At 59.3% G+C, this 21,040-nt stretch carries 22 protein-coding genes and 2 pseudogenes; 12 read left to right on the top strand and 12 right to left on the bottom strand.

Features of this window, described 5'->3' with window-relative positions; translation table 11 throughout:
• Window positions 1-43 precede the first annotated feature (43 nt).
• From AC3WWR_RS02220 to AC3WWR_RS02200, 5 genes are all read left to right on the top strand, one after another.
• The gene (locus AC3WWR_RS02220) at window positions 44-577 is read left to right on the top strand and encodes a DUF1003 domain-containing protein (RefSeq protein WP_020797059.1); all 534 of its coding nucleotides are present in this window, start codon (window positions 44-46) and stop codon (window positions 575-577) included.
• A gap of 209 nt (window positions 578-786) precedes the next feature.
• A complete protein-coding gene (locus AC3WWR_RS02215; protein ID WP_033043407.1) occupies window positions 787-1,914 on the top strand; it encodes a glycerophosphodiester phosphodiesterase in 1,128 nt (375 codons plus the stop codon).
• 88 nt (window positions 1,915-2,002) lie between these two features.
• Complete coding sequence (locus AC3WWR_RS02210) at window positions 2,003-2,311, top strand: PepSY domain-containing protein (RefSeq protein ID WP_020797061.1); 309 nt, start codon at window positions 2,003-2,005, stop codon at window positions 2,309-2,311.
• Between the two features lie 160 nt (window positions 2,312-2,471).
• A complete protein-coding gene (locus AC3WWR_RS02205; protein ID WP_033043412.1) occupies window positions 2,472-3,494 on the top strand; it encodes a transporter in 1,023 nt (340 codons plus the stop codon).
• Window positions 3,495-3,617: 123 nt separating this feature from the next.
• Complete coding sequence (locus AC3WWR_RS02200) at window positions 3,618-5,231, top strand: inorganic phosphate transporter (RefSeq protein ID WP_432669094.1); 1,614 nt, start codon at window positions 3,618-3,620, stop codon at window positions 5,229-5,231.
• A 114-nt stretch (window positions 5,232-5,345) separates the two neighbouring features.
• Here AC3WWR_RS02200 and AC3WWR_RS02195 read toward each other — a convergent pair whose 3' ends face one another.
• Window positions 5,346-5,783: a multidrug/biocide efflux PACE transporter gene (locus AC3WWR_RS02195; protein WP_020797064.1), complete on the bottom strand. Its 438-nt coding sequence runs from the start codon at window positions 5,781-5,783 to the stop codon at window positions 5,346-5,348.
• 89 nt (window positions 5,784-5,872) lie between these two features.
• On the opposite strand from AC3WWR_RS02195, the gene AC3WWR_RS02190 reads away from it, so the two are divergent.
• The gene (locus tag AC3WWR_RS02190) at window positions 5,873-6,727 is read left to right on the top strand and encodes a LysR family transcriptional regulator (protein WP_020797065.1); all 855 of its coding nucleotides are present in this window, start codon (window positions 5,873-5,875) and stop codon (window positions 6,725-6,727) included.
• 112 nt (window positions 6,728-6,839) lie between these two features.
• Here AC3WWR_RS02190 and AC3WWR_RS02185 read toward each other — a convergent pair whose 3' ends face one another.
• The 3 genes from AC3WWR_RS02185 to AC3WWR_RS02175 all read right to left on the bottom strand — a co-directional run bounded on the left by AC3WWR_RS02185 (window position 6,840) and on the right by AC3WWR_RS02175 (window position 8,913).
• Window positions 6,840-8,075, bottom strand: a complete 1,236-nt coding sequence (locus tag AC3WWR_RS02185) for an RNA polymerase sigma factor (protein WP_020797066.1) — start codon at window positions 8,073-8,075, stop codon at window positions 6,840-6,842.
• Window position 8,076: 1 nt separating this feature from the next.
• Window positions 8,077-8,421: a YciI family protein gene (locus AC3WWR_RS02180; RefSeq protein WP_020797067.1), complete on the bottom strand. Its 345-nt coding sequence runs from the start codon at window positions 8,419-8,421 to the stop codon at window positions 8,077-8,079.
• Window positions 8,422-8,487: 66 nt separating this feature from the next.
• Window positions 8,488-8,913, bottom strand: coding sequence for a YybH family protein (locus tag AC3WWR_RS02175; protein WP_020797068.1), 426 nt, complete (start codon window positions 8,911-8,913; stop codon window positions 8,488-8,490).
• A 141-nt stretch (window positions 8,914-9,054) separates the two neighbouring features.
• On the opposite strand from AC3WWR_RS02175, the gene AC3WWR_RS02170 reads away from it, so the two are divergent.
• Entirely contained in the window at window positions 9,055-9,540 is a 486-nt protein-coding gene (locus tag AC3WWR_RS02170) for a GNAT family N-acetyltransferase (protein WP_033043411.1), read from the top strand.
• Window positions 9,541-9,675: 135 nt separating this feature from the next.
• Here AC3WWR_RS02170 and AC3WWR_RS02165 read toward each other — a convergent pair whose 3' ends face one another.
• From AC3WWR_RS02165 to AC3WWR_RS02155, 3 genes are all read right to left on the bottom strand, one after another.
• A complete protein-coding gene (locus AC3WWR_RS02165; RefSeq protein WP_020797070.1) occupies window positions 9,676-10,164 on the bottom strand; it encodes a GNAT family N-acetyltransferase in 489 nt (162 codons plus the stop codon).
• Between the two features lie 93 nt (window positions 10,165-10,257).
• Window positions 10,258-10,743 (bottom strand): GyrI-like domain-containing protein, encoded by a 486-nt coding sequence (locus tag AC3WWR_RS02160; protein ID WP_492598424.1) that lies wholly within the window; start codon window positions 10,741-10,743, stop codon window positions 10,258-10,260.
• 68 nt (window positions 10,744-10,811) lie between these two features.
• Entirely contained in the window at window positions 10,812-11,474 is a 663-nt protein-coding gene (locus tag AC3WWR_RS02155; protein ID WP_492598423.1) for a LysE family translocator, read from the bottom strand.
• 139 nt (window positions 11,475-11,613) lie between these two features.
• Here AC3WWR_RS02155 and alaC point away from each other — a divergent pair, with 139 nt between their 5' ends.
• Window positions 11,614-12,831, top strand: a complete 1,218-nt coding sequence (alaC, locus tag AC3WWR_RS02150) for an alanine transaminase (RefSeq protein ID WP_020797073.1) — start codon at window positions 11,614-11,616, stop codon at window positions 12,829-12,831.
• 115 nt (window positions 12,832-12,946) lie between these two features.
• Here the strand turns inward: alaC and AC3WWR_RS02145 are convergent, their stop codons facing one another.
• Window positions 12,947-14,299: a GntP family permease gene (locus AC3WWR_RS02145; protein WP_020797074.1), complete on the bottom strand. Its 1,353-nt coding sequence runs from the start codon at window positions 14,297-14,299 to the stop codon at window positions 12,947-12,949.
• Between the two features lie 83 nt (window positions 14,300-14,382).
• Window positions 14,383-14,916 (bottom strand): gluconokinase, encoded by a 534-nt coding sequence (locus AC3WWR_RS02140; RefSeq protein WP_020797075.1) that lies wholly within the window; start codon window positions 14,914-14,916, stop codon window positions 14,383-14,385.
• Between the two features lie 214 nt (window positions 14,917-15,130).
• Between AC3WWR_RS02140 and gntR the strand changes: the two genes are divergently transcribed.
• The 4 genes from gntR (at window position 15,131) to AC3WWR_RS02120 (ending at window position 18,361) form a co-directional block, all read left to right on the top strand.
• Window positions 15,131-16,162, top strand: coding sequence for an HTH-type transcriptional regulator GntR (gene gntR / locus AC3WWR_RS02135; protein ID WP_020797076.1), 1,032 nt, complete (start codon window positions 15,131-15,133; stop codon window positions 16,160-16,162).
• 171 nt (window positions 16,163-16,333) lie between these two features.
• On the top strand, window positions 16,334-16,825 hold the full coding sequence (locus AC3WWR_RS02130; protein WP_168757330.1) for a hypothetical protein: 492 nt from the start codon (window positions 16,334-16,336) through the stop codon (window positions 16,823-16,825).
• 165 nt (window positions 16,826-16,990) lie between these two features.
• Window positions 16,991-17,629 carry a glutathione S-transferase family protein gene (locus AC3WWR_RS02125; protein WP_020797078.1) on the top strand — a complete coding sequence of 213 codons (639 nt, stop codon included), beginning with the start codon at window positions 16,991-16,993 and terminating at the stop codon, window positions 17,627-17,629.
• Window positions 17,630-17,800: 171 nt separating this feature from the next.
• Window positions 17,801-18,361, top strand: coding sequence for a hypothetical protein (locus tag AC3WWR_RS02120; RefSeq protein WP_033043529.1), 561 nt, complete (start codon window positions 17,801-17,803; stop codon window positions 18,359-18,361).
• Between the two features lie 128 nt (window positions 18,362-18,489).
• Here the strand turns inward: AC3WWR_RS02120 and AC3WWR_RS02115 are convergent.
• The 3 genes and pseudogenes from AC3WWR_RS02115 to AC3WWR_RS02105 form a co-directional block, all read right to left on the bottom strand.
• Window positions 18,490-18,906 (bottom strand): annotated as a pseudogene (locus AC3WWR_RS02115) (methyl-accepting chemotaxis protein); the annotation flags it as partial.
• Between the two features lie 129 nt (window positions 18,907-19,035).
• Window positions 19,036-19,704: pseudogene (locus tag AC3WWR_RS02110) on the bottom strand (PAS domain-containing protein); the annotation flags it as partial.
• A gap of 539 nt (window positions 19,705-20,243) precedes the next feature.
• A complete protein-coding gene (locus AC3WWR_RS02105) occupies window positions 20,244-20,903 on the bottom strand; it encodes a peptidase inhibitor family I36 protein (RefSeq protein ID WP_033043528.1) in 660 nt (219 codons plus the stop codon).
• Window positions 20,904-21,040: the final 137 nt, after the last annotated feature.

Here is a 21,040-nt window from a genome sequence, read left to right as displayed (position 1 = left end):
AGGCTATAGTGAATCTCAGTCCTAGGGCCCTGCAGAGAGCATCATGACCTCCTCGAGCAACGAAGCCCCCGCCCCCGTCGATCACCTGCGGTTCCATCGCGCACATGCCCATCTGGCGCCAACCTTTGGCAATGACAAGTTCGCCCTGCGTGCCGAAGCCTTTGCGCGGTTCTTCGGCACACCGACTTTTCTGGGTGCGCAAACACTGATCGTGGTGATCTGGATGTGCCTGAATCTATTTGGCTTCACCCACTTCGACGCCTACCCGTTCATCCTGCTTAACCTGGCTTTCAGCCTGCAAGCGGCCTATGCCGCCCCTTTGATTCTGTTGGCCCAGACCCGCCAGGCCGCACGGGACAAAGCCCAATCCGATGCCGATGCGCAGCACCGCGAAGCGCTGGCGATCGCCAACAGTGAACGACAGGCGGAAGCGGCGAAAAACACCGCACAACTGATGGAACTGCTTGAGCAAAACACCCGCCTCACGCAAATGACCAAAACCCTCAGCGAACGCATCGAGAACCTGACCACAGAATTGCATCAGCATCTGGTGCGCAAGGATGAACCAAAAACGTGATCGGCCCCTACGGCAACTTCAGCTAGCGCTCTGTCAACCTGTGACAGCCTCAAGGTGTGAGGGGGCAAGAAAAGCAAAAGCAGCGACAGTGCACAAAAGCGCAGTAAACATCTGCTTTGAACAGATTTATGTCGGTCTGACGATAGCGCTTGTCCGGTTCACTTGTTAAAAGAGACCTCTTTGAAACCTATCGCGAAAGGATCTCGACCATGCCGGCCACCTCCACCCAAAGCGCCCTACTCCTGAGCTTGCTGCTATTGCTGGGTCAAGCCCAGGCCGCCAGCGAACCCGGCCCCGCTGCATTGGCGACCCGCGCGGGCATTCCACACCCGGCGGTGATTGCCCACCGTGGCGCGTCTTTCGATGCACCGGAATCCACCGCTGCCGCCTATAAATTGGCCCGCGACCTGGGCGTCGATTATCTGGAACTGGACCTGCAGCGCAGCAAGGATGGCGTGCTGTTCGCCCTGCATGACAATAATCTGCAACGCACCACCGACGTCGCCAGCAAGTTCCCCGAACGCAAGGACAGCCCGGCCAACGCCTTCACCATGGCCGAGCTGAAAACCCTGGACGCCGGCAGTTGGTTCAACACGGCCTATCCAGATCGCGCGCAGCCTGCGTTTGCCGGCCTGAAAATCCTCACCCTCGATGAAATCATCGACATCGCCCAAGGCAATCCACTGCACAAGCCTGGCCTGTATATCGAAACCAAGGAGCCAAAGCAGTTTCCCGGCATCGAACACGATCTCAAGGAAAAACTCCAGGATCGCGGCTGGCTGAGCCCCGCGGGGTCGAAGCTGGCCAAAAGCGCACTGGGCGTTGGCCAGGGCAAAGGCAAGGTGGTGCTGCAAACCTTCGAGAAGAGCAGCCTCGAACTGTTGCAAAAGGAAATGCCGCAGGTGCCGAAGATCCTGTTGTTGTGGGTCGGCGAAGGCAGCATCGAGCCAAAATCGACAGTGAGCTTTGCCGAGTCCGGCGAAAAGGATAAGGCCGCTTACTACGCTAAACAGCAACCGAAAGACCAAGCCGAATTCCAGCGTTGGGTCGACTACGCCAAGTCTCAGGGTGCGATCGGCACAGGCCCGTCCGCTGCACTGACCCACGGGGGCGATCAGAGCTACGCCGACCTGGTGCAGCCGTGGATGAACCAGTACACCCACGATCAGGGCCTGCTGGTGCATGTCTACACCATTGATGAGGCGGCGGACTTCCAGAAAGTCATGGATGCCGGGGTCGACGGTATTTTCACCAACCGCGCCAGCGAATTGCTCAAGTTCTACAAGCGCCCGGCGACGGCAAGTGTGGCGCAGGTGCTGCGCAATAATGGGTATTGATCATTCGGTTCAAGGGAATTTAAGCGTGAATTAAGTTGCCACAATTAATCTGATCCCACTTAAACGGCTCAACCAAGGAATGAACCTCATGAGAACCCTGACCGCACTGTTCACCGCTGCCGCCCTGACCTTCACCGCCGGCCTGGCCCAGGCCAAAGACGTGCCCGTCGACCAGATCCCTCAGTTGGTCAAGGATGGCAAGATCAAGCCGCTGGAAGAGCTGAACCAGATCGTAATGAAGCTGCACCCGGGTGCCACGATTACTGACAGCGAGCTGGACAACCACTTCAACGGCTATGAGTACGAAGTCGAGTTGCTCGATGCCAACAAAGTTGAATGGGACGTGGACCTGAATGCCGCCACCGGCGAAGTCCTGAAGAACAAAAAAGACGACTGATGCACACCACAAAAAAGCCGCACGATTTCCCCCTCGTGCGGCTTTTTTGCGTTTGAGTGACCGATCCGGCCACGGTCACAAATTCGTCATCCAGCCTTGCGATGATGCGGCTCACGTGAACCTGTAAAACACGCGACAGGCGCCCCCCATGCGAGCCCTCATGAACCACAGCATCGATCACAGTCATCGCGATCCGGATCTGTTCGGCCTGCTCTACGGTTTCAGCTTTCGTCCCGGTGAGCGCGGCCAGGAAATCGATTCGGCCAGGGCCTTGCAGTACCTGCAACATCCGCAAGACACCGAGCAATTTCTCTGGCTGCACCTGAACCTCGCCCATGCCGCGTGCGAACGCTGGATGAAGAGCCATCTGGAACTGCCCGACGAGTTTTTCGAGGCCCTGCATGAGGGCTCACGGTCGACGCGCATCGAACATGTGGATTCGGCATTGCTGGCGGTGGTCAACGACGTGGTGTTCAACCTCAGCAGCATGACGTCCTCGGATGTCTCGACCCTGTGGGTCTGCGCCCGCAGTCGACTGCTCATCAGCGCACGCCTGCAACCGCTGCATTCGGTGGACAAGCTTCGTTCGTCGGTTAAGGCTGGCGAATGCTTCCGCTCGCCGCTGGAGTTACTGGTGCATCTGCTGCGTGACCAAGGGGAAATTCTGACCCAGATCGTGCGCAAGACCAGCCTGAGCGTGGATCAGGTCGAAGATGAGCTGCTGTCCTCGCGCCTGTCGACCAACCGTGCGGAACTGGGGGCCAATCGTCGGGTGCTGGTGCGTCTGCAACGCCTGCTGGCGCTGGAGCCCGGCTCGTTGCTGCGCCTGCTCAATCGCCCGCCGCCCTGGTTGCAGAAGGAAGACGTCAAGGAGTTGCGCAAGTCCACCGAGGAGTTTGCGCTGATCATCAACGACCTCACGGCACTGGGCGAACGGATCAAGCTGCTGCAGGAGGAAATTGCCGCCAACCTCAACGAACAGAGTAACCGCACCCTGTTCACCCTCACGGTGGTGACGGTGCTGGCTCTGCCGATCAACATCATTGCCGGTTTCTTCGGCATGAACGTTGGTGGGGTGCCGCTCTCACAGGACCCGGAGGGGTTCTGGATTCTGGTGGCGCTGGTTGCGACCTTTACCCTGATTGCAGGACGTTGGGCGTTTCGCAAGCGTCAGGATTTGTAGACGCGAGCGATCTTTCGACGGGTGGTCGCCGCAAAAAAACCAAACCCTGATCCAGCGCAGTTCTCCGGTAAAACTTCGCAACGATCATGGGCGACACTCCTACCCTTCCCAGGAATGTCCGGCATGGCCAGCCCCTCCTTTATTGCCGCCCCGGCGCCCGCCCGTAGCGCCCATCCACATTTCGACAAGAAACCCGGTGTATTCACCCTGGTGGTGTTTTTTGCAGTACTGAGTATCGGACTGCTGTTCACCGCGTACAGCCTGATGCGCGACGTGAATGAACTCGGCACGGTGGTGACCACCTGGACGCCATTCCTCCTGCTGGGCGTGGCCTTGCTGATTGCCTTGGGCTTCGAGTTCGTCAACGGTTTCCACGACACCGCCAACGCTGTCGCCACGGTGATCTATACGCACTCGCTGCCACCGAATTTCGCGGTGGTCTGGTCCGGGTTCTTCAACTTCCTCGGAGTGCTGCTGTCCAGTGGCGCGGTGGCGTTCGGCATCATCGCGTTGTTACCGGTGGAGCTTATCCTGCAAGTCGGCTCCTCGGCCGGATTCGCCATGATCTTCGCCCTGCTGATCGCCGCGATCCTGTGGAACCTCGGTACTTGGTGGCTGGGCTTGCCAGCATCGTCGTCGCACACCCTGATCGGCTCGATCATCGGAGTCGGCGTGGCCAATGCCCTGATGCACGGGCGTGACGGCACCAGCGGTGTGGACTGGGCGCAGGCGACCAAGGTCGGCTACGCCTTGCTGCTCTCGCCACTGGTCGGCTTCGGCTGCGCCGCACTGCTGCTGTTGGCCTTGAGGGTTTTCGTCAAGAATCGCGCGCTGTACAAGGCGCCCAAGGGCAATACACCGCCACCGTGGTGGATTCGCGGCATGTTGATCCTGACCTGCACCGGCGTGTCCTTCGCCCACGGCTCCAACGACGGCCAGAAAGGCATGGGGCTGATCATGCTGATCCTGGTCGGGACCTTGCCGATGGCGTATGCGCTGAACCGCACCATGCCCGCAGATCAGACGTTGCAGTTCGCCGCGGTCGCTGAAGTGACCCAACAGGCGCTGGTCAAGAGTGCGCCGTTGCCGGCTCCGGCCGACCCGCGAGCGATCCTCTCCGATTTCGTGCGCAGCAAGGATGTCACGCCGCAACTGATCCCCGCCCTCGCGGCGCTGGCCGGCAACATCGGCAAAGAAGTGAAGGGGTATGGTTCGCTGTCCAAAGTGCCGGCCGAGGCCATGGGCAACGTGCGCAACGACATGTACCTGACCAGCGAAACCATTCGCCTGATGGACAAGAACAAGGTCGGTAACTTCGACGCCGACACCACCGGCAAACTGCAGCTGTTCAAGCAGCAAATTGACAACGCCACGCGCTTCATCCCGTTGTGGGTGAAGATCGCCGTAGCGATAGCGCTGGGCCTGGGCACCATGGTCGGCTGGAAGCGTATCGTGGTGACCGTGGGCGAGAAAATCGGCAACACCCACCTGACGTACGCGCAAGGTGCCTCGGCGGAGACCGTGGCCATGCTGACCATCGGTGCCGCCGACATGTTCGGCTTGCCGGTCTCGACCACCCATGTGCTGTCTTCGGGGGTGGCCGGGACCATGGTCGCCAATGGCGCAGGCTTGCAGATGAAGACCATCCGCAATCTGCTGATGGCCTGGGTGTTGACCTTGCCGGCGGCGATTGTGTTGTCGGGCAGTCTGTATTGGCTGTTTACCCAGATTTTCTAGCATTCTACCTGTAGGAACGAGCGTGCTCGCGATGGTCGTCAATGATACCGCGGGGAGCCTGACACCCCACGGCGTTCTCGAGTCCATCGCGAGCGTGCTCGCTCCTACAAAAAGTCATGCGTTACAGGATTCGCGCATCAGCACCCGCTCGCGCACCACGTCATACACCCAGTGGTAAACGTAGGTGTACGGCAGGAAAAACAGCAGCACGCCGATATCCAGCAGGAACGCTTGCCACAGGCTGACATTCAGCCACCACGCAATCAACGGTACGCCGAGGGCGACCAGGCCGCCTTCGAACAACAGCGCGTGCACCACGCGGACCCAGGCGTTGTGCGCAATGGCGAAACGCTTGAGCACGCGGTCGAACAGGCCGTTGAAGACCACGTTCCAGGCCAGGGCCAATACGGCAATGACGACGGTGACGACGCCCATTTCCACCATGGGTTTGTCCATGATCCATGCCAGCAAAGGCGTACAAATCAGGATCGCCAGCAGTTCGAAACCAATGGCCTGGAAAATACGTTCGGTAATGGATTTATTGGCGCTCATGGCCTGACTCCTTGAGTGACGACGATTGCCATCATCCAACTTCAGACCGATACTTCATAACCAATAACCATCGATCAAGGCGATAGTTCATGGCGTCCCAGGAAGTGTTGCAGGCGTTCGTCCAGGCGGCGACCCAAGGCTCGTTTTCCGCGGCAGCGCGCAAGCTGGGCCGCAGTCAGTCGACCATCAGCGCCGCCGTCGCCAGCCTGGAAATCGATCTGAACCTGACGCTGTTCGACCGCAGCAGCCGCAAGCCCAGCCTGACCCCGGCCGGGCACGTGATGCTGCAACGGGCCGAAGAGATCCTGGCCGCCACCAGCCGCCTGGAAATGACCGCCAGCCAACTGTCCCAAGGCGTCGAGGCGAAGCTGACCGTGGCGCTCTCGGACACTTATCAATCCGACCGCTTCGAAGCCTCGCTCAGTGCGTTCGAACAGCGTTATCCGGACCTGGAGCTCGAATGCCTGATCGCCGAATGCGACGATCTGGTGGCCTTGGTGCAGAGTGGCCGGGCGCAGATAGCCTTTGCCGAAATGCAGGACAGTTATCCACCGGACCTGGTCAATTCGACGGTGGACGAACGCACGGAAATCGCCCTGTTCGTGTCACCCGAACATCCTCTGGCGACGCTGGAACACATCGACCAGGACGTACTGCAACAGCATCGCGAACTGCGCCTGGCGACCATCGTCAATCCGTATGAGAGCCGTGCAAAGGGGCGCGTCTGGTCGGCGCCGAGTTATTTGATGCTGCTGGAAATGGCCCAGGGTGGTTTTGGCTGGGCGCCGCTGCCACGCTGGCTGGTGGCGCGCTTCGGCCCGGGAACCTTGCAAGAGCTGCAGGTGCGTGGCTGGCCAAAAACGGTGTCGGTGGATGCGCTGTGGTCACGCTTGCATCCGCCGGGGCCGGCTGGGAGTTGGTTGCTGGGCAAGATGCTGGAATAGGGGTGTCGCTACTGGCCTCTTCGCGGGCAAGCCCGCTCCCACAAGGGGTTTGTGGTGCACGTCATTCCCTGTGGGAGCGAGCCTGCTCGCGAAGAGGCCAGCAAAAATCACATCACTCCAACGACCGCAATCGAGCCTCAATAAACCGCCGCTCCGGTTCTTGCTGCGTCAATTCCAGCGCCCGCTCATAGGCGGCCCGCGCCTGCTCCACCCTGCCCAACTGTCGACAGAACTCCGCCCGCGCCGAATGCGCCAAGTGGTACTCGAGCAGCTCACCACGCGCCAGAATCCCCTCGACCAGCGTTAGCCCTGCCAACGGTCCATCGCGCCTGGAGATCGCCGCCGCCCGGTTCAATTCGATCACCGGAGACGGCCACGCTCGCAGCAACACCTCATACAGCCCGACGATCTGCGCCCAGTCGGTTTCCTCGATCGACGGCGCTTCGGCGTGCACCGCCGCAATCGCCGCTTGCAGGCAATACGGACCAAATCGTCTGGAGCCCAATGCCCGCTCCACCAGTGCACAGCCTTCGGCAATCATTTGCGCGTCCCACAGCGTGCGGTCCTGGTCGTCCAGCAAAATCAGGTCGCCGTCCGCGCAGGTCCTGGCGAGGCGCCGAGACTCGTGTAACAACATCAGGGCCAGCAAGCCCATGACCTCCGGTTCCGGCAGCAACTCCATCAACAAACGCCCCAGGCGGATCGCTTCACGGGTCAAGTCTTCGCGGGTCACTTGCGCGCCGACGGACGCCGAATAGCCTTCGTTGAACACCAGGTAAATCACCCGCAGCACGCTGTCGAGGCGCTCGGGCAGTTCCGCAAGGGATGGCACCTGATAGGGGATTTTCGCATCACGGATTTTCGCCTTGGCGCGCACGATGCGCTGGGCGATGGTGGCCGGCGCCGATAGAAAAGCCCGGGCGATTTCTTCCGTGGTCAGGTCGCAGACTTCGCGCAGGGTCAACGGCACCTGCGCGTCAGGCGCCAATGCCGGGTGGCAACAGGTGAAGATCAGGCGCAGGCGATCGTCTTCCACGTCTTCGTCACTCCAGTCGGCCTGCTCCAGTGCCTCCAGCTGCGCGACCAGCAGCGGTCGGGACGCGGCAAAACGTGCGCGCCGGCGCAGCACATCGATGGCCTTGAAGCGCCCGGTGGAGACCAGCCAGGCGCGCGGATTGTCCGGCACACCGTCCTGCTGCCAGCGTTCGACCGCTACGAAAAACGCCTCATGCAACGCCTCTTCGGCCAGGTCGAAATCGCCGAGCAGGCGAATCAGGGTCGCAAGAATGCGTCGCGATTCCTGGCGATAAACCTGCTCGACCCTGGCCTGTACCGACAGCGCCGGCATCTTAAGGATTCAACTGTCGGACGGGGCGCACTTCGACACTGCCAACCCTCGCCGCCGGGATGTTCCCGGCAATCTGGAGGGCTTCGTTGAGGTCCTTGGCATCGATCAGGTAAAAGCCGGCCAACTGCTCCTTGGTTTCGGCGAACGGGCCGTCGGTGATCGACATCTTGCCGTTGCGCATGCGCACCGTGGTGGCGGTCTGCACCGATTCCAGGGCCTCGGCGGCGATCATCCGGCCGCTGCCCTGGACAGCCTCGGCATAGGCCAGGCATTCCTCGTCCTTGGGGCTCTCGGGCAGCGAATGCAGCAAGTGCTCTTCGCTGTAGACCAGGCATAAATACTTCATCGCACTCTCCTGATTGAACGGATAACTATGGCTGCAGATCGGCAGTTTCGTGCGGTTTCCCGATGATCAGGGTTCCAGATTGAACAAGGTCGTGCCGCTCGTCATGTCGAACGGGGCCGACCAGTGTTCATGGACGATGCGCCATTGCCCGGCTTCGCGCCGATAGCAGGCGGTCACGCGCATCCAGCAGGCCTGGGTTTCGCCCTGCTCGTTAGTGCCGCCGCAATGGGCCAGCCAATGGGCGAAGGCGATGTGCTCATCGGCCACGATGTTCATGTGGTCGAAGTCGAATGTGTGCTGGCCCTGGCACATTTCCATGCACTCCAGCCAATGCGCGCGGTAGGCGGCCTTGCCGCGAAATTGCAGGGCCTTGACGGCGTCGTAGGAGACGATGTCGTCGGCGTACAGGGCCATGATTTTCTCGACGTCCTTCGAGATGACCGCTTCACGGTAGGTGGCGATCAGGGTCTGGATTTCATAGGTATCGCTCATGGTGGTTCTCCGTGGTTTTTAGAGTGAAGACACCCTTAGTCGACTGGCGATCCGCCTGATCGACAGTCGAAATAAAAATAATCCATGAACGCAAACTCGCTAGAATCCAAGACTCATTTCTGTTGGAAAAAGGACACTCCAGTGACAGCCCGACTCGTGCCTTACGAAAGCCTGAACGCGCTGCAGCGCCAGCAGGTCGAGGCCATCGAAGTGCATCCGGAACAAACCAGGTTTTCAGGCGACATTCACGGTGCGTTGCACACCCTGTTGTCCAGGCCAGGCCCCGGCGTCAAGGGATTTGCCCTGCTGGCCGATGCGGTGCCCGTGGCCTTCCTGCTGCTCAAACGCCCACCGGTATTGCCCGCCTGGGCCAACGAACACAGCGCCACACTGCACGCCTTGCAAGTCGATCAGCGCGCTCAAGGCAAAGGTTACGGCAAGGCTTGCCTGCAAGCGCTACCTGAGGTTGCGCGCCAGGCGTGGCCGGAAATCCGTGGGCTGGAGTTGTCGGTGGATGCGGACAATGAGTCTGCGATTGCGTTGTATGCCAAGTATGGATTTGTCGACAGTGGCGAGGCATACAAGGGGCGGATCGGCTATGAGCGGCGGATGGGCCTGGTGTTCTGACTGGCACACACGCCCCCCTGTAGGAGCGAGCATGCTCGCGATGGAGGTCAACGATGACGCGGGAAACCTGACGCCCCGCGGTGCCCTCTGGTTTTTCGCGAGCAGGCTCGCTCCTACAAGGATTCTGCGTCGGGTTTAGAGATTCAGCACCATCTCATGCCACGCCATGCCGCCATGGTCGGACGCCGATGGCTTGATGTAGGCAAAACCAAAGCCCGCATACAAAGGAATATGTCGTTCCTTGCACATCAGGTTGATGCTGACCTTGCCCATCGCACGCATACGTTCGATGAACTCGCCCATCAAGCGCTTCGCCAGGCCCTGCCCCTGGTAATCCGGGTGCACGACCACCGACATGATCACCACGTGCGGGCCCGCCGGGTCGTGGCCGATCAGTTCCTTGAACGCTTCGTCGGACATTTCCACCTGGAACGCCGCTCCGGAATTGATGAAACCGGCTACAACGCCGTCCACTTCGGCGACGATGAAACCCTCGGGCCAGGTGGCGATGCGGGTGGCGATTTTCTCTCGGGTGGCGGCTTCGTCGCCTTCGTAGGCAACGGTTTCAATGGCGAAGCAACGGTCCAGATCAGCGGGCGTGACGTGACGGATGACGGTGTTCATGGCGAGTCGCAAATCAGTTGGAAAGGACGTGGATCATAAAGCAGCGTCATCGAGAGACGAATCGTTTTTGATCCGCCTCCCGACGCCAGGGTGTCATGCCTTGATCGGCAACCAGATTTCCAGCTTGCCGGTATTGAGCTTCGGGTTGAAGTCTTCGCTGTAGCGTTCGAATTCCGGTGCGTCCAACAGCTCGCGACCGGACTGTGGCAACCACGTGCCATGGATGTGCTGGAAGGTCTGCGGCAACGACTGCAGCGCCCCCTTGTGTTCGAAAACCACATACAGCTGAGGCTGGACCTCGACCCAGCGGTAAGTGTCCGGCAAGTCGTCGAGTTTGCTGATCTCGACACCGGCGATGTAATCAAAGCCACCATTGCCGTCGAAATTGCAGCAGACGCCGTAGGTCACTTCGCCCTTTTGCCCTGGAACATTGCCAATATGAGGAATGAATTTTTCCCAGAGATCGGGAATGTCTTTTACGGTTTGCTGGGTGAAGTGTCCGCCAAGCCCTGCGATCAGCAGGAAGTGTCCATGTTCGAAGCGGGGTTCCGTCACTTCGACGTTTGTTTGTTCTTCCATGACTCGACTCCTGGAAGGTAAAAAGTGGGTTCGGCTGGGAGTATAGAAGCCAAACCCGATTCGCCCACTTACAGGGCGTGCAACTGCTCGACGGCACCTGCGCCAACAAATTCGTTGTAACCCGATAGAATCACGTACACCGCGAAATAGCAGAAGATCGCCGCCGATGCCAGGTAGGAATAACGCAGCAGCTTGTCGCCGAGCATCTTGCCGCCGTGGCTCGCTGCGAAACATAGGCCGGCGGACCACAGCAAGCCAGCGCAGAGAAACCCGCCAAGAAAGAGCGCGGAGCTGAGCGTACCGCCGCCACCGGAACGGGCGATCAACGTGCCGCCTACTGCGGCAAACCAGAGAATGGCACTGGGCGACGACATGGCGAGAAAAATCCCACGGAAAAATTCCTTGCGATGGGAGTTGTGGCCCACCTCGGTGGTTTCGGCCAACAGCGCCTCATGGTGGATCGCCGAGTAAATCATCTTCGCCGCGAAATAGACCAATAGCGCCGAACCGCCGATCCACAGCACCCAGCGCACGGTTTCGTATTGCAGCAAAACCGTCATGCCGGCCAGTGCCAGCACGGCGTAGATCAGGTCACCGACGCAGGTGCCCAAGCCCAGGGCGAAGCCTTGAAAATAGCCGCGCTGCATCGCCAACGTGATCATCGCGATATTGGCCACGCCGATGTCCAGGCACAGCGACAGGCTCAACAAAAAGCCACTGGTAAATTCCATCAGACCCTTTCCTTCGGAAAAATTTGTTTACGTTGAGGCTGGACAGCCTGCCATAGCTGATCGTACATTCCGCCACAGGCCACCGCAGTGGCCAGCGTCGCTCGGACGGTTCCGGGCGCTTACGTTATCCGAGGCAACAATGGCCGAACAAGGTTCGCCGCGCCGCTTTGCGCGCATCGATCGACTCCCCCCTTACGTTTTCAACATCACTGCCGAGCTGAAGATGGCCGCCCGTCGTCGTGGCGAAGACATCATCGACTTGAGCATGGGCAACCCCGATGGCGCCACCCCGCCACACATCGTCGAAAAACTGGTCACTGTCGCCCAGCGCGCAGACACCCATGGCTACTCCACGTCCAAGGGTATTCCGCGCCTGCGCCGAGCCATTTCCAATTGGTACAAGGAGCGCTACGAGGTCGACATCGACCCGGAAAGCGAGGCCATTGTCACCATCGGTTCCAAGGAAGGCCTGGCACACTTGATGTTGGCCACCCTCGACCAGGGCGACACCGTGCTGGTACCCAACCCGAGCTACCCGATCCACATCTACGGTGCCGTTATTGCCGGCGCCCAGGTGCGTTCAGTGCCGCTGGTGCCGGGCGTGGATTTCTTCGCTGAACTGGAACGAGCCATTCGCGGTTCGATCCCGAAACCGAAGATGATGATCCTTGGTTTCCCGTCCAACCCCACCGCCCAGTGCGTGGAGCTGGATTTTTTCGAACGGGTGATCGCTCTCGCCAAGCAGTACGACGTGCTGGTGGTGCATGACCTGGCCTACGCCGACATCGTCTACGACGGCTGGAAAGCCCCGTCGATCATGCAGGTGCCCGGCGCAAAGGACATCGCCGTCGAATTCTTCACCCTGTCCAAGAGCTACAACATGGCGGGCTGGCGTATCGGTTTCATGGTCGGCAACCCGGAACTGGTCAACGCCCTGGCGCGGATCAAGAGCTACCATGACTACGGCACCTTCACCCCGCTGCAAGTGGCGGCCATTGCGGCGCTTGAAGGCGATCAGCAATGTGTGCGCGATATCGCCGAACAGTATCGGCAGCGCCGTAACGTGCTGGTCAAAGGCTTGCATGAATTGGGCTGGATGGTGGAAAACCCGAAAGCGTCGATGTACGTCTGGGCCAAGATTCCCGACGCGTACGCGCACCTGGGCTCGCTGGAGTTCGCCAAGAAACTGCTGGCCGAGGCCAAGGTCTGCGTCTCGCCGGGTGTGGGCTTTGGTGAGTATGGTGACGATCACGTGCGCTTCGCGCTGATCGAAAACCAGGACCGGATTCGTCAGGCCGTACGCGGGATTCGCGGGATGTTCCGGGCGGATGGGCTAGGCACCAAAACCAACGCCTGACACAAAACCCTGTGGGAGCGAGCAAGCCCGCTCCCACACTGGATCTCGTTCTTCCTGAGATCATCACCCACAAAAAAACCGCATCGCTGCGGTTTTTTTTTGTCTGGCGAAACGCTTAGACGAACAACGACAACAACAGGATAAAGCCCAACCCCACCACCGACAGGATGGTTTCCATCGCTGTCCAGGTCTTGAACGTCTCTGCCACGGTCATGTTGAAGTACTGCTTCACCAACCAGAAACCGGCGTCGTTCACGTGAGACAGGATCAAGGAACCGGCACCGGTGGCCAGGACCAGCAGCTCACGGTTCACACCCGGAATCATCCCCACCACCGGCACCACGATGCCCGCGCCAGTAATGGTTGCAACGGTCGCCGAACCGGTGGCAATACGAATCACCGCCGCCACCAGCCACGCCAGCAGGATCGGCGAAATCTGCGCGGCCACCGCCATGTGGCCGATCACGTCACCCACGCCGCTGGTCACCAGCATCTGCTTGAAGCCACCACCGGCACCGATGATCAGGATGATCGCGGCAGTCGGTGCGAGGCTCGCGTCCAGCCATTTGAGCATCTGTTGCGAACCGATGCCCTGCTTGTAGCCGAAGGTGTACAGCGACAGAAGCAACGCCAACAGCAGCGCGGAGATCGGGTGACCGATCAGGTCCATGAAAGTGCGGAAGAAGTTGCCGTCCGGCAGCACCACATCGGCAAAGGTTTTCAGCAGCATCAAGAACACTGGCGACAACACGGTGACCAGGGTGATGCCGAAGCTCGGCAGATCGCCTGCATCCGACTCACGCGCCAGTTGGTCCACCAGTTCCTGATTCGGATGACCGGGAATGTGCTTGGCGATGAACGTACCGAAGATCGGGCCGGCAATGATCGCCGTCGGCAGCGCAACGATCAGGCCGTACAGAATGGTTTTACCGATGTCGGCACCGAACACACCGATGGCCAGCAACGGACCCGGGTGCGGCGGCACCAGGCCATGCACCGCGGACAGACCAGCCAGCAGCGGGATACCGATCTTGATGATCGACACGCCAGTGCGGCGGGCAACGATGAACACCAGCGGGATCAACAGTACGAAGCCGATTTCGAAGAACAGCGGGATGCCCACCAGGAAGGCAGCGAACATCATTGCCCACTGCACCTTGTCCTTGCCGAAGGCGCGGATCAGGGTCTGGGCGATCTGGTCCGCCCCGCCCGACTCGGCCATCATTTTTCCGAGCATGGTCCCCAGCGCCAGGATGATCCCGACGAAACCGAGCACGCCACCGAAGCCGTCCTGGAACGCCTTGATGATGGTGCCGATCGGCATGCCTGAGGTCAGCCCGAGGAAAGCGGCGGCGATGATCAGGGCAATGAAAGGGTGGAACTTGAACTTGGTGATCAGGACGATAAGCCCGATAACCGTGACCACTGCGTCAAGCAGCAGAAACGTCTCGTGGGACATGCCAAACATTAGGGGTGTCTCCTGGTTGTTGTTGTTATTAAAGCGGGTAATTCGAAAGCCATAAGGACAGCGCTATCTCTACAAGCAAAAAATTAACTGGCGCGCTTCAAGCCATGCTCGAGCCACCAGAGGTGTGCCTGGACAGCCAGTTCGTCAACGCTGTGGATCGAGGCATTGAGCGCCAATGTCAGTGGCTCGCCCTTGGGAGACTCGAGGGTGGCGAACTGACTTTCGATCAAGGTTGCCGGCATGAAATGGCCTGGCCGATGGGAGACGCGTTCGGCGGCGACTTCCGGGGTCAGCTCCAGGAACACAAAACCCAGGCCTGGCAAGGCACTGCGCAGGCGTTCGCGGTAGATGTGCTTGAGCGCCGAGCAGGTCAACACCGGGCGCTGACCCAGCGCATCGATGCGGCGCAACTCATCGCACAGGCTGTCGAGCCAGCCGGCACGGTCTTCATCGTTCAGGGGAATTCCCGCGCTCATCTTTTCGATATTGGCGGCAGGATGGAAAGAGTCGCCTTCAATGGCAGTGGCGCCGCTCAGTTGGCACAGGGCTTCGCTGACGCACGTCTTGCCGCAACCGGCAACGCCCATGATGACCAGGGCGGTGATGGGATGATTCATGTAACACCTCAGCGCGCAGACAGCGCTACCTTTGCAAGCTATGACACTGGATCAAAAGTAGAAGTTGCCGACGCCTTCTTGTCATTTTTGTGGGTTGCAGCATGTTTGTCCCAATGCCAAAAAGCGAGGATCAGGCGAACCCCCACTTACGCATTTGCAGCTGCATCGAGACAGCGCTACCTTAGTGCCTTGAATTTTGTTTGGCAAGCCGTCGATGACTTCAACTAAAAACGATAAAAATACCCGCACCACTGGCCGCCCAACCCTGAACGAAGTGGCACGCCTGGCCGGTGTCAGTCCGATTACCGCTTCGCGCGCCTTGCGCGGGGTCAGTACGGTGGCCACCGAACTGGTGGAAAAAGTCCAGAAAGCCGCGCTGGAACTCAACTACGTGGTCAACCCCGCGGCCCGTGCCTTGGCTTCGGCGCAGAGCCATTCGGTGGTGGTATTGGTGCCGTCCTTGTCCAACCTGCTGTTCATCGACACCCTGGAAGCCATTCATCAGGTGTTGCGCCCCAAGGGCTTCGAGGTGCTGATCGGCAACTTCCATTACTCGCGCGACGAAGAAGAAAACCTGCTGCGCAACTATATGGCCTATCAACCCCGAGGCTTGCTGCTGACCGGCTTCGACCGCACCGAAAGTTCGCGACGGATGATCGAAGCCAGCAACATCCCGTGCGTGTACATGATGGAGCTCGACAGTGCTGCCGGGCTCAATTGCGTCGGCTTCTCGCAACTGGCTGCCGGCGAAACGGCGGCCGAGCATTTACTCTCGCGTGGGCGCAAGCGCCTGGCCTACATCGGTGCGCAGCTGGACCAACGCACTCTGTTGCGCGGTGAAGGTTTTCGCAAAGCCCTGAAAAAGGCCGGCCTGTATGACCCCGACCTGGAAGTGCTGACCCCGCGCGCCTCGTCCGTCGGCTTGGGCGGCGAGCTGTTTCTGCAACTGCTGGCCAGTCACCCGGACGTCGATGCGATTTTCTTCGGCAACGACGACCTGGCCCAGGGCGCCCTGCTTGAGGCCATGCGCTGCGGGATCAAGATTCCCGAACAGGTGGCGATTCTTGGCTTCAACGATTTGCCGATGTCGGAACACATGGTCCCGCGCCTGAGCAGCATCAACACACCGCGCGAAGCCATCGGCCGTCGTGCGGCGGAGCAGATGCTCACATTGATGGCCGGTAACACCGTGGCCAAACCGGTGCAGGACATGGGGTTTGAGTTGAAGGTGCGCGAGAGTACGTGAGACCGGTGCTTCCCCGCTGTGAAACGATAGCGCCGCGAAACCGGATGCCTCCTGGTGACCACGCCTACGAGGCAGTCCGGCCCCGCAGCGGTATTTCGAAACACATTTTGTCCTGCGCTTCACGGATGGCGGATACAGAATCCGCAAATTCCGTTCCCGGCTGACATTCCTATGCGCAAGACGATCTTCATGACCTCCCTGCTGATGCTCTCGCTCGGACAGGTATCTGAGGCGCAAGTGTCGCAGCCGAGTGATTGGACTCACCTCCTGACAGATCCACACTTCATTCCAGCGATAAAAAACTGTCTGGCCGCTCACCCGAAGGGCGAGGGCCCTGCCGTCGTAATGGATGTCTGGCATTCGAGCATGGAAGATGCAGGCGTCATGACCACTGACCTCACAGGACGTAGAAATGAATGCTACGCCAGCAAGGACACAGGCTTGGTAAGCCGGTCCAAGACCGTGTTCGATCTGCCTGGTCCGCTGTTCGTTTCAGTGGATCAAGCCAAGGTTGCGCCCCAAGGCGAGTGCATCGTATCCACCCCGGTGTTCATCGACCAACAGCTTCAGGGCTGGGTCCTGCGCCAACCCATCCTCAACCAACAGATTCCCAGCGCCTGCTCTTGGCCTATCTGGACCGGTCTATTCCAAGGCGAGAAATAAGGAGCGAAAGTCACCCGATCCAACACGCCGTACCGTCAAGCGGTGCGACGCCCATGCCTTGGGATTTCAACTAGTCTTGAATGTGTTTCTCATCCCGCTGAGTGCTCGCTGTGGCTGAAAAACTGTTAATTTCCTGAAGCGCACATACGCTAACGGAGTAGCACAATGGAACACACACTGAAGATTCTGGGAAAAGCCTCGTCGATCAACGTCAGGAAGGTCCTGTGGACCTGTGAGGAGTTGGGCCTTTCCTACGAACGCGAGGATTGGGGCAGCGGTTTCGCCTCGACCCACAGCCCTGAGTTTCTCCGGTACAACCCCAACGCACAGGTACCGGTGATCATCGATGAGGCCGGTGTGCTGTGGGAGTCCAACACCATATGCCGCTACCTCTGCGCCAGGCACCAGCATCACCACACGGAGCTGCTACCCGGCGAACCGGCCGCCCGCGCCCGGGTGGAACAGTGGATGGATTGGCAAGCCACTGATCTCAACTCGTCGTGGAGTTATGCGTTCATGGCGCTGGTGCGCAAGGATCCGGAATACCAGGATGCTCATCGCATCGACATCAGTGTGCGCGGCTGGAACCAGAAAATGGCCATCCTCGAACATCAGCTCGCAACCACCAAGGCGTATGTCGCCGGGGCAAAATTCACCGTGGCCGACATTGTCATCGGCCTCTCGGTCAACCGTTGGCTGATGACGCCCATCGAGCGTCCCGACTATTCGGCCGTCGACGAGTATTTCAAACGCCTGGCGCAACACCCGGGTTTTCTCAAACACTGCTGTAACGGCTTGCCTTGAGCCACTTCCGATAGCGGTCGACCGCTGCCGCCCGGCGGCAAGGCCTGACCGCAAACCCACCTTGCCTACCGGGTTAAATAATTCTAACAATCTGATTTAATTGATATTTTATCTACGGGCATACTATTTGCTGAAGCACTGTACCGCCAATACCTACAAGGTCTGCTTATCATGTTGGTCAGTGCAAAATCAAACCTGGTAACCCCCCTTCCCAAGCGCCCCGGTGAGGATCCGACAGCTGAAGCCGCCGCCGGCCTGCAAAGCGTCATGACGCAGGCCTTGCAGAACAACCTGCAGGCGCAAACCACGCAAACCAGCACCCAGGTCGAGGAATCCGCCACGCAACTGTCCACGCAACAGGTGAATGAGGCCACTCGCATCAGCGATAACGTCGACGAAGCGTTCGCCAAGACCCGCGTTGGCCTGCAGGCAACCTCCGCGCCGCTGCCCGACGACGTCAAGGACAGGATCGGCGATGGTTCAGCGACAGCCGAATTCAAGGACTACATGAGCAAGACCCCGGAACAGCGCATGCGCGATGCGATCCTGCAAGAGATGGGCTTGACCCAGGAGGAGATCGATCAGATGCCACCGGAGAAACAACAAGCCATCGGCGAAGAAATAGCCCAGCGCGTGCGGGAGAAGGCGCAGATGGCTGCAGCCGAGAAAGACCAGCGCAAGGGTGAACACACCAGAATCGAGGGTGTGGACAAGCTCATCGCCTCGCTGTAACAACGCGGTGATGGTTGTTGTAGGAGCGAGCATGCTCGCGATGAACCCGAGAATGACGCGGGGCGCCAGGCTCCCCGCGTAATCGTTGACGAGCAGAGCTCGCTCCTACAGGGAAATCAAGGGGGTGATCAGTTCAACTGCAAGGTCGAGTTGAACTGGCTGATCGCGTCCACCACATGTCGCGATCCCTGCTGGATTTCCAGGATCACCTCCCCCGCCTCGTTCGCCAGCTCCACGCCCAGCCCGGTTCGACTCAGGCTCGACTGCATGCTCGACACCGCACTCAATGACAGGTCGTGGTTCTTGCGCACCACATCGACAATTTCCAGGGTGGCCTGGCTGGTGCGTGCGGCAAGGCTGCGCACTTCATCGGCCACCACGGCAAACCCTCGCCCATGCTCGCCGGCACGGGCCGCTTCGATGGCGGCGTTGAGCGCCAGCAAGTTGGTCTGATCGGCAATCCCGCGGATGGTCTGGACGATGGTGCCGATGATGTCGGACTGTTGGCTCACCGCATCGATGCTCAGCGCCGCCTGGTTCAAGTCCCTGGAGATGTCCTGGATGATCTGCACCGTTTGCTGCACCACCTCGGAGCCCTTTCGCGCGCAGGCGTCGTTTTGCACCGAGGTACTGTGGGCCGAATCCGCGGCGGTTTGCAGGGTCGTCATTTGTTGGGTGATGTCGCTGGCGAACTTGACCACTTTGTACAGGCGGCCCTTGGCGTCGAATAACGGATTATAGGAAGCTTCCAGGTATATCGTCTGGCCCTGCTTGTTCTTGCGCTCGAAACGATGCGAGTGATATTCGCCTCGGTTCAGCGAGGCCCAGAAATTCCTGTAGCCCTGGGATTCCGCTTCGGCACGATGACAGAACATGCTGTGATGCTGACCGACGATTTCATGGAGCGAGTACTGGGTGGTTTTCAGGAAGTTTTCGTTTGCGCTGATCACTCGGCCTTCCGGGGTGAATTCGATCACTGCCATGGAGCGACCAATGGCGGCGAGCCGGCTTTCGTTTTCGTGTTCCTTGATGACCCTGGCAGAAATATCGGTGGCCACCTTGATCACGCTGCGCACCTGCCGATCAGGTCCCAATACCGGCATGTAGCTGGCTTCGAGCCAGATCTCCTTGCCACTTTTGTCCAAGCGCAGAAAGGTTCCGCTGATCGGTTCGCCCCGAGCCAGATCACGCCACAATTTGGCGTACTCCTCGCTGCGGTAAAACGCCTCTTCACAGAACATCCGGTGATGTTTGCCGCGCACTTCGTCGGCGCTGTAACCCATGACCTTGCAAAAATTCTCGTTGGCATCGAGGACAATGCCATCGGGACTGAATTCAATCATCGCCATCGACCGGCTGACGGCAGCCAGCTTGGCGTTGGCCTCAGTCAGCGCGCAGCTGAAACGTTCGATTTCCAGCAGGTCAGCCTTGTGATGCAGGTTAAACATGGTCGTACCACCTATGCGCGTTTATGAAAGTTGCTGGTCTTTCAAATCCACCACTACGTTCAATAGAACAGGTACACGCATCCCTCCAAAAAGGAGGAATGAACAGGTGATAGGTGATGTTCGATCGAAGGAAGTCCTTATCGCGACACTCCCATCAAGACATCCTTCTCTTGATAGCCCGGCGTCGGGCCAGCCCTAACGTGCTCATAAGCGGACTCCATTTCCAGACAGCTTCCTGCAAGTGTGTCGGTGCCTTGAATTGCGCACTCTGGCAGCTTGGCTCGATGATCCAATGCCGGCGATAACGGTCGGCATGGTTAGTTAGACGTCAGCATAGACATCGGTCTTCGGCTTGCAAGGCCACTAGTCGGCCAGTATCGAGGACAAAATCGGTTCAGCGCGCACAAGGGCTGCTCCGGTGGGAAGCTCGACCTCTAATGGGCAAATAACATGAACATGGGCGCAAACGCGATGCTCATGATCCTATTGTTATTCTCGGTCAGTCGGCTCTGGGCATTGATCTCCGTCCAGGTACCGACGACGCGGGCATCTTCGGGAACGCTGAACGGACAACAGCCCTTGCCCAGGATCACCTCCCTGATATTGCTCATCACCATGTTGCCCTTCGCGCCCGGCCCATCCACTCCGAAGATCTTTACTGTGCCGGTCTTGTTGTTGTGCTGCCAGGAGAAGACCTGGGCGCTCATGTCATAGTCGGACAGATTGACGGACCCGTTTTTCGCCGTACTGAGCAATGACAGTTTCCTGCCGGCAAAATCCGACGCGGTCCAGAAACAGACGTAACCGTAATCACAGTTGCGATCGGACTGACCTGCGTCGCCGGGTACCGGGAACGTCACCACAGCGGCACCATTGTCATATACCACTTGAGTGGTACTGATTTGCTTGCCTCCCGATTTTCGACTGAGCTGGCGCTCGATTTGTCGTTGCACCATGACTTTTTGCTCAGTCGTCATGCCGGGCTCGAACAACGCATAGGGGCTGCGCTCGACTGTCGCCTGTTTCGCCGAAAAAAACAGTGCGCCAACACCGAGGCAGAGTGCCACGAACGCAACCAGCCATTTGCTGTTCATGTAGAGACTCCATTTGCCAGGAACGCTGAACACAGTCAGCGTGAGCAGGAAAACAGCGTCTGCCCGGCACAATGGATTGTCTACTGTCAGAAATAACAGGCTCGACCGATGGCACCGCCCGGCCGATTGTTGAAATA

The organism is Pseudomonas sp. EB271-G4-1 (assembly GCF_058791355.1).
Note: the sequence above shows the minus strand (reverse complement) of the source record. Positions and strands in the feature narration are given on the sequence as shown.

What these genes read in the sequence shown, in the direction of transcription:
- AC3WWR_RS02220 (WP_020797059.1), top strand. Translation starts at nt 44, where the DNA reads ATGACCTCCTCGAGCAACGAAGCCCCCGCCCCCGTCGATCACCTGCGG.
- AC3WWR_RS02215 (WP_033043407.1), top strand. Translation starts at nt 787, where the DNA reads ATGCCGGCCACCTCCACCCAAAGCGCCCTACTCCTGAGCTTGCTGCTA.
- AC3WWR_RS02210 (WP_020797061.1), top strand. Translation starts at nt 2,003, where the DNA reads ATGAGAACCCTGACCGCACTGTTCACCGCTGCCGCCCTGACCTTCACC.
- AC3WWR_RS02205 (WP_033043412.1), top strand. Translation starts at nt 2,472, where the DNA reads ATGAACCACAGCATCGATCACAGTCATCGCGATCCGGATCTGTTCGGC.
- AC3WWR_RS02200 (WP_432669094.1), top strand. Translation starts at nt 3,618, where the DNA reads ATGGCCAGCCCCTCCTTTATTGCCGCCCCGGCGCCCGCCCGTAGCGCC.
- AC3WWR_RS02195 (WP_020797064.1), bottom strand. Translation starts at nt 5,783, where the DNA reads ATGAGCGCCAATAAATCCATTACCGAACGTATTTTCCAGGCCATTGGT.
- AC3WWR_RS02190 (WP_020797065.1), top strand. Translation starts at nt 5,873, where the DNA reads ATGGCGTCCCAGGAAGTGTTGCAGGCGTTCGTCCAGGCGGCGACCCAA.
- AC3WWR_RS02185 (WP_020797066.1), bottom strand. Translation starts at nt 8,075, where the DNA reads ATGCCGGCGCTGTCGGTACAGGCCAGGGTCGAGCAGGTTTATCGCCAG.
- AC3WWR_RS02180 (WP_020797067.1), bottom strand. Translation starts at nt 8,421, where the DNA reads ATGAAGTATTTATGCCTGGTCTACAGCGAAGAGCACTTGCTGCATTCG.
- AC3WWR_RS02175 (WP_020797068.1), bottom strand. Translation starts at nt 8,913, where the DNA reads ATGAGCGATACCTATGAAATCCAGACCCTGATCGCCACCTACCGTGAA.
- AC3WWR_RS02165 (WP_020797070.1), bottom strand. Translation starts at nt 10,164, where the DNA reads ATGAACACCGTCATCCGTCACGTCACGCCCGCTGATCTGGACCGTTGC.
- AC3WWR_RS02160 (WP_492598424.1), bottom strand. Translation starts at nt 10,743, where the DNA reads ATGGAAGAACAAACAAACGTCGAAGTGACGGAACCCCGCTTCGAACAT.
- AC3WWR_RS02155 (WP_492598423.1), bottom strand. Translation starts at nt 11,474, where the DNA reads ATGGAATTTACCAGTGGCTTTTTGTTGAGCCTGTCGCTGTGCCTGGAC.
- alaC (WP_020797073.1), top strand. Translation starts at nt 11,614, where the DNA reads ATGGCCGAACAAGGTTCGCCGCGCCGCTTTGCGCGCATCGATCGACTC.
- AC3WWR_RS02145 (WP_020797074.1), bottom strand. Translation starts at nt 14,299, where the DNA reads ATGTTTGGCATGTCCCACGAGACGTTTCTGCTGCTTGACGCAGTGGTC.
- AC3WWR_RS02140 (WP_020797075.1), bottom strand. Translation starts at nt 14,916, where the DNA reads ATGAATCATCCCATCACCGCCCTGGTCATCATGGGCGTTGCCGGTTGC.
- gntR (WP_020797076.1), top strand. Translation starts at nt 15,131, where the DNA reads ATGACTTCAACTAAAAACGATAAAAATACCCGCACCACTGGCCGCCCA.
- AC3WWR_RS02130 (WP_168757330.1), top strand. Translation starts at nt 16,334, where the DNA reads ATGCGCAAGACGATCTTCATGACCTCCCTGCTGATGCTCTCGCTCGGA.
- AC3WWR_RS02125 (WP_020797078.1), top strand. Translation starts at nt 16,991, where the DNA reads ATGGAACACACACTGAAGATTCTGGGAAAAGCCTCGTCGATCAACGTC.
- AC3WWR_RS02120 (WP_033043529.1), top strand. Translation starts at nt 17,801, where the DNA reads ATGTTGGTCAGTGCAAAATCAAACCTGGTAACCCCCCTTCCCAAGCGC.
- AC3WWR_RS02105 (WP_033043528.1), bottom strand. Translation starts at nt 20,903, where the DNA reads ATGAACAGCAAATGGCTGGTTGCGTTCGTGGCACTCTGCCTCGGTGTT.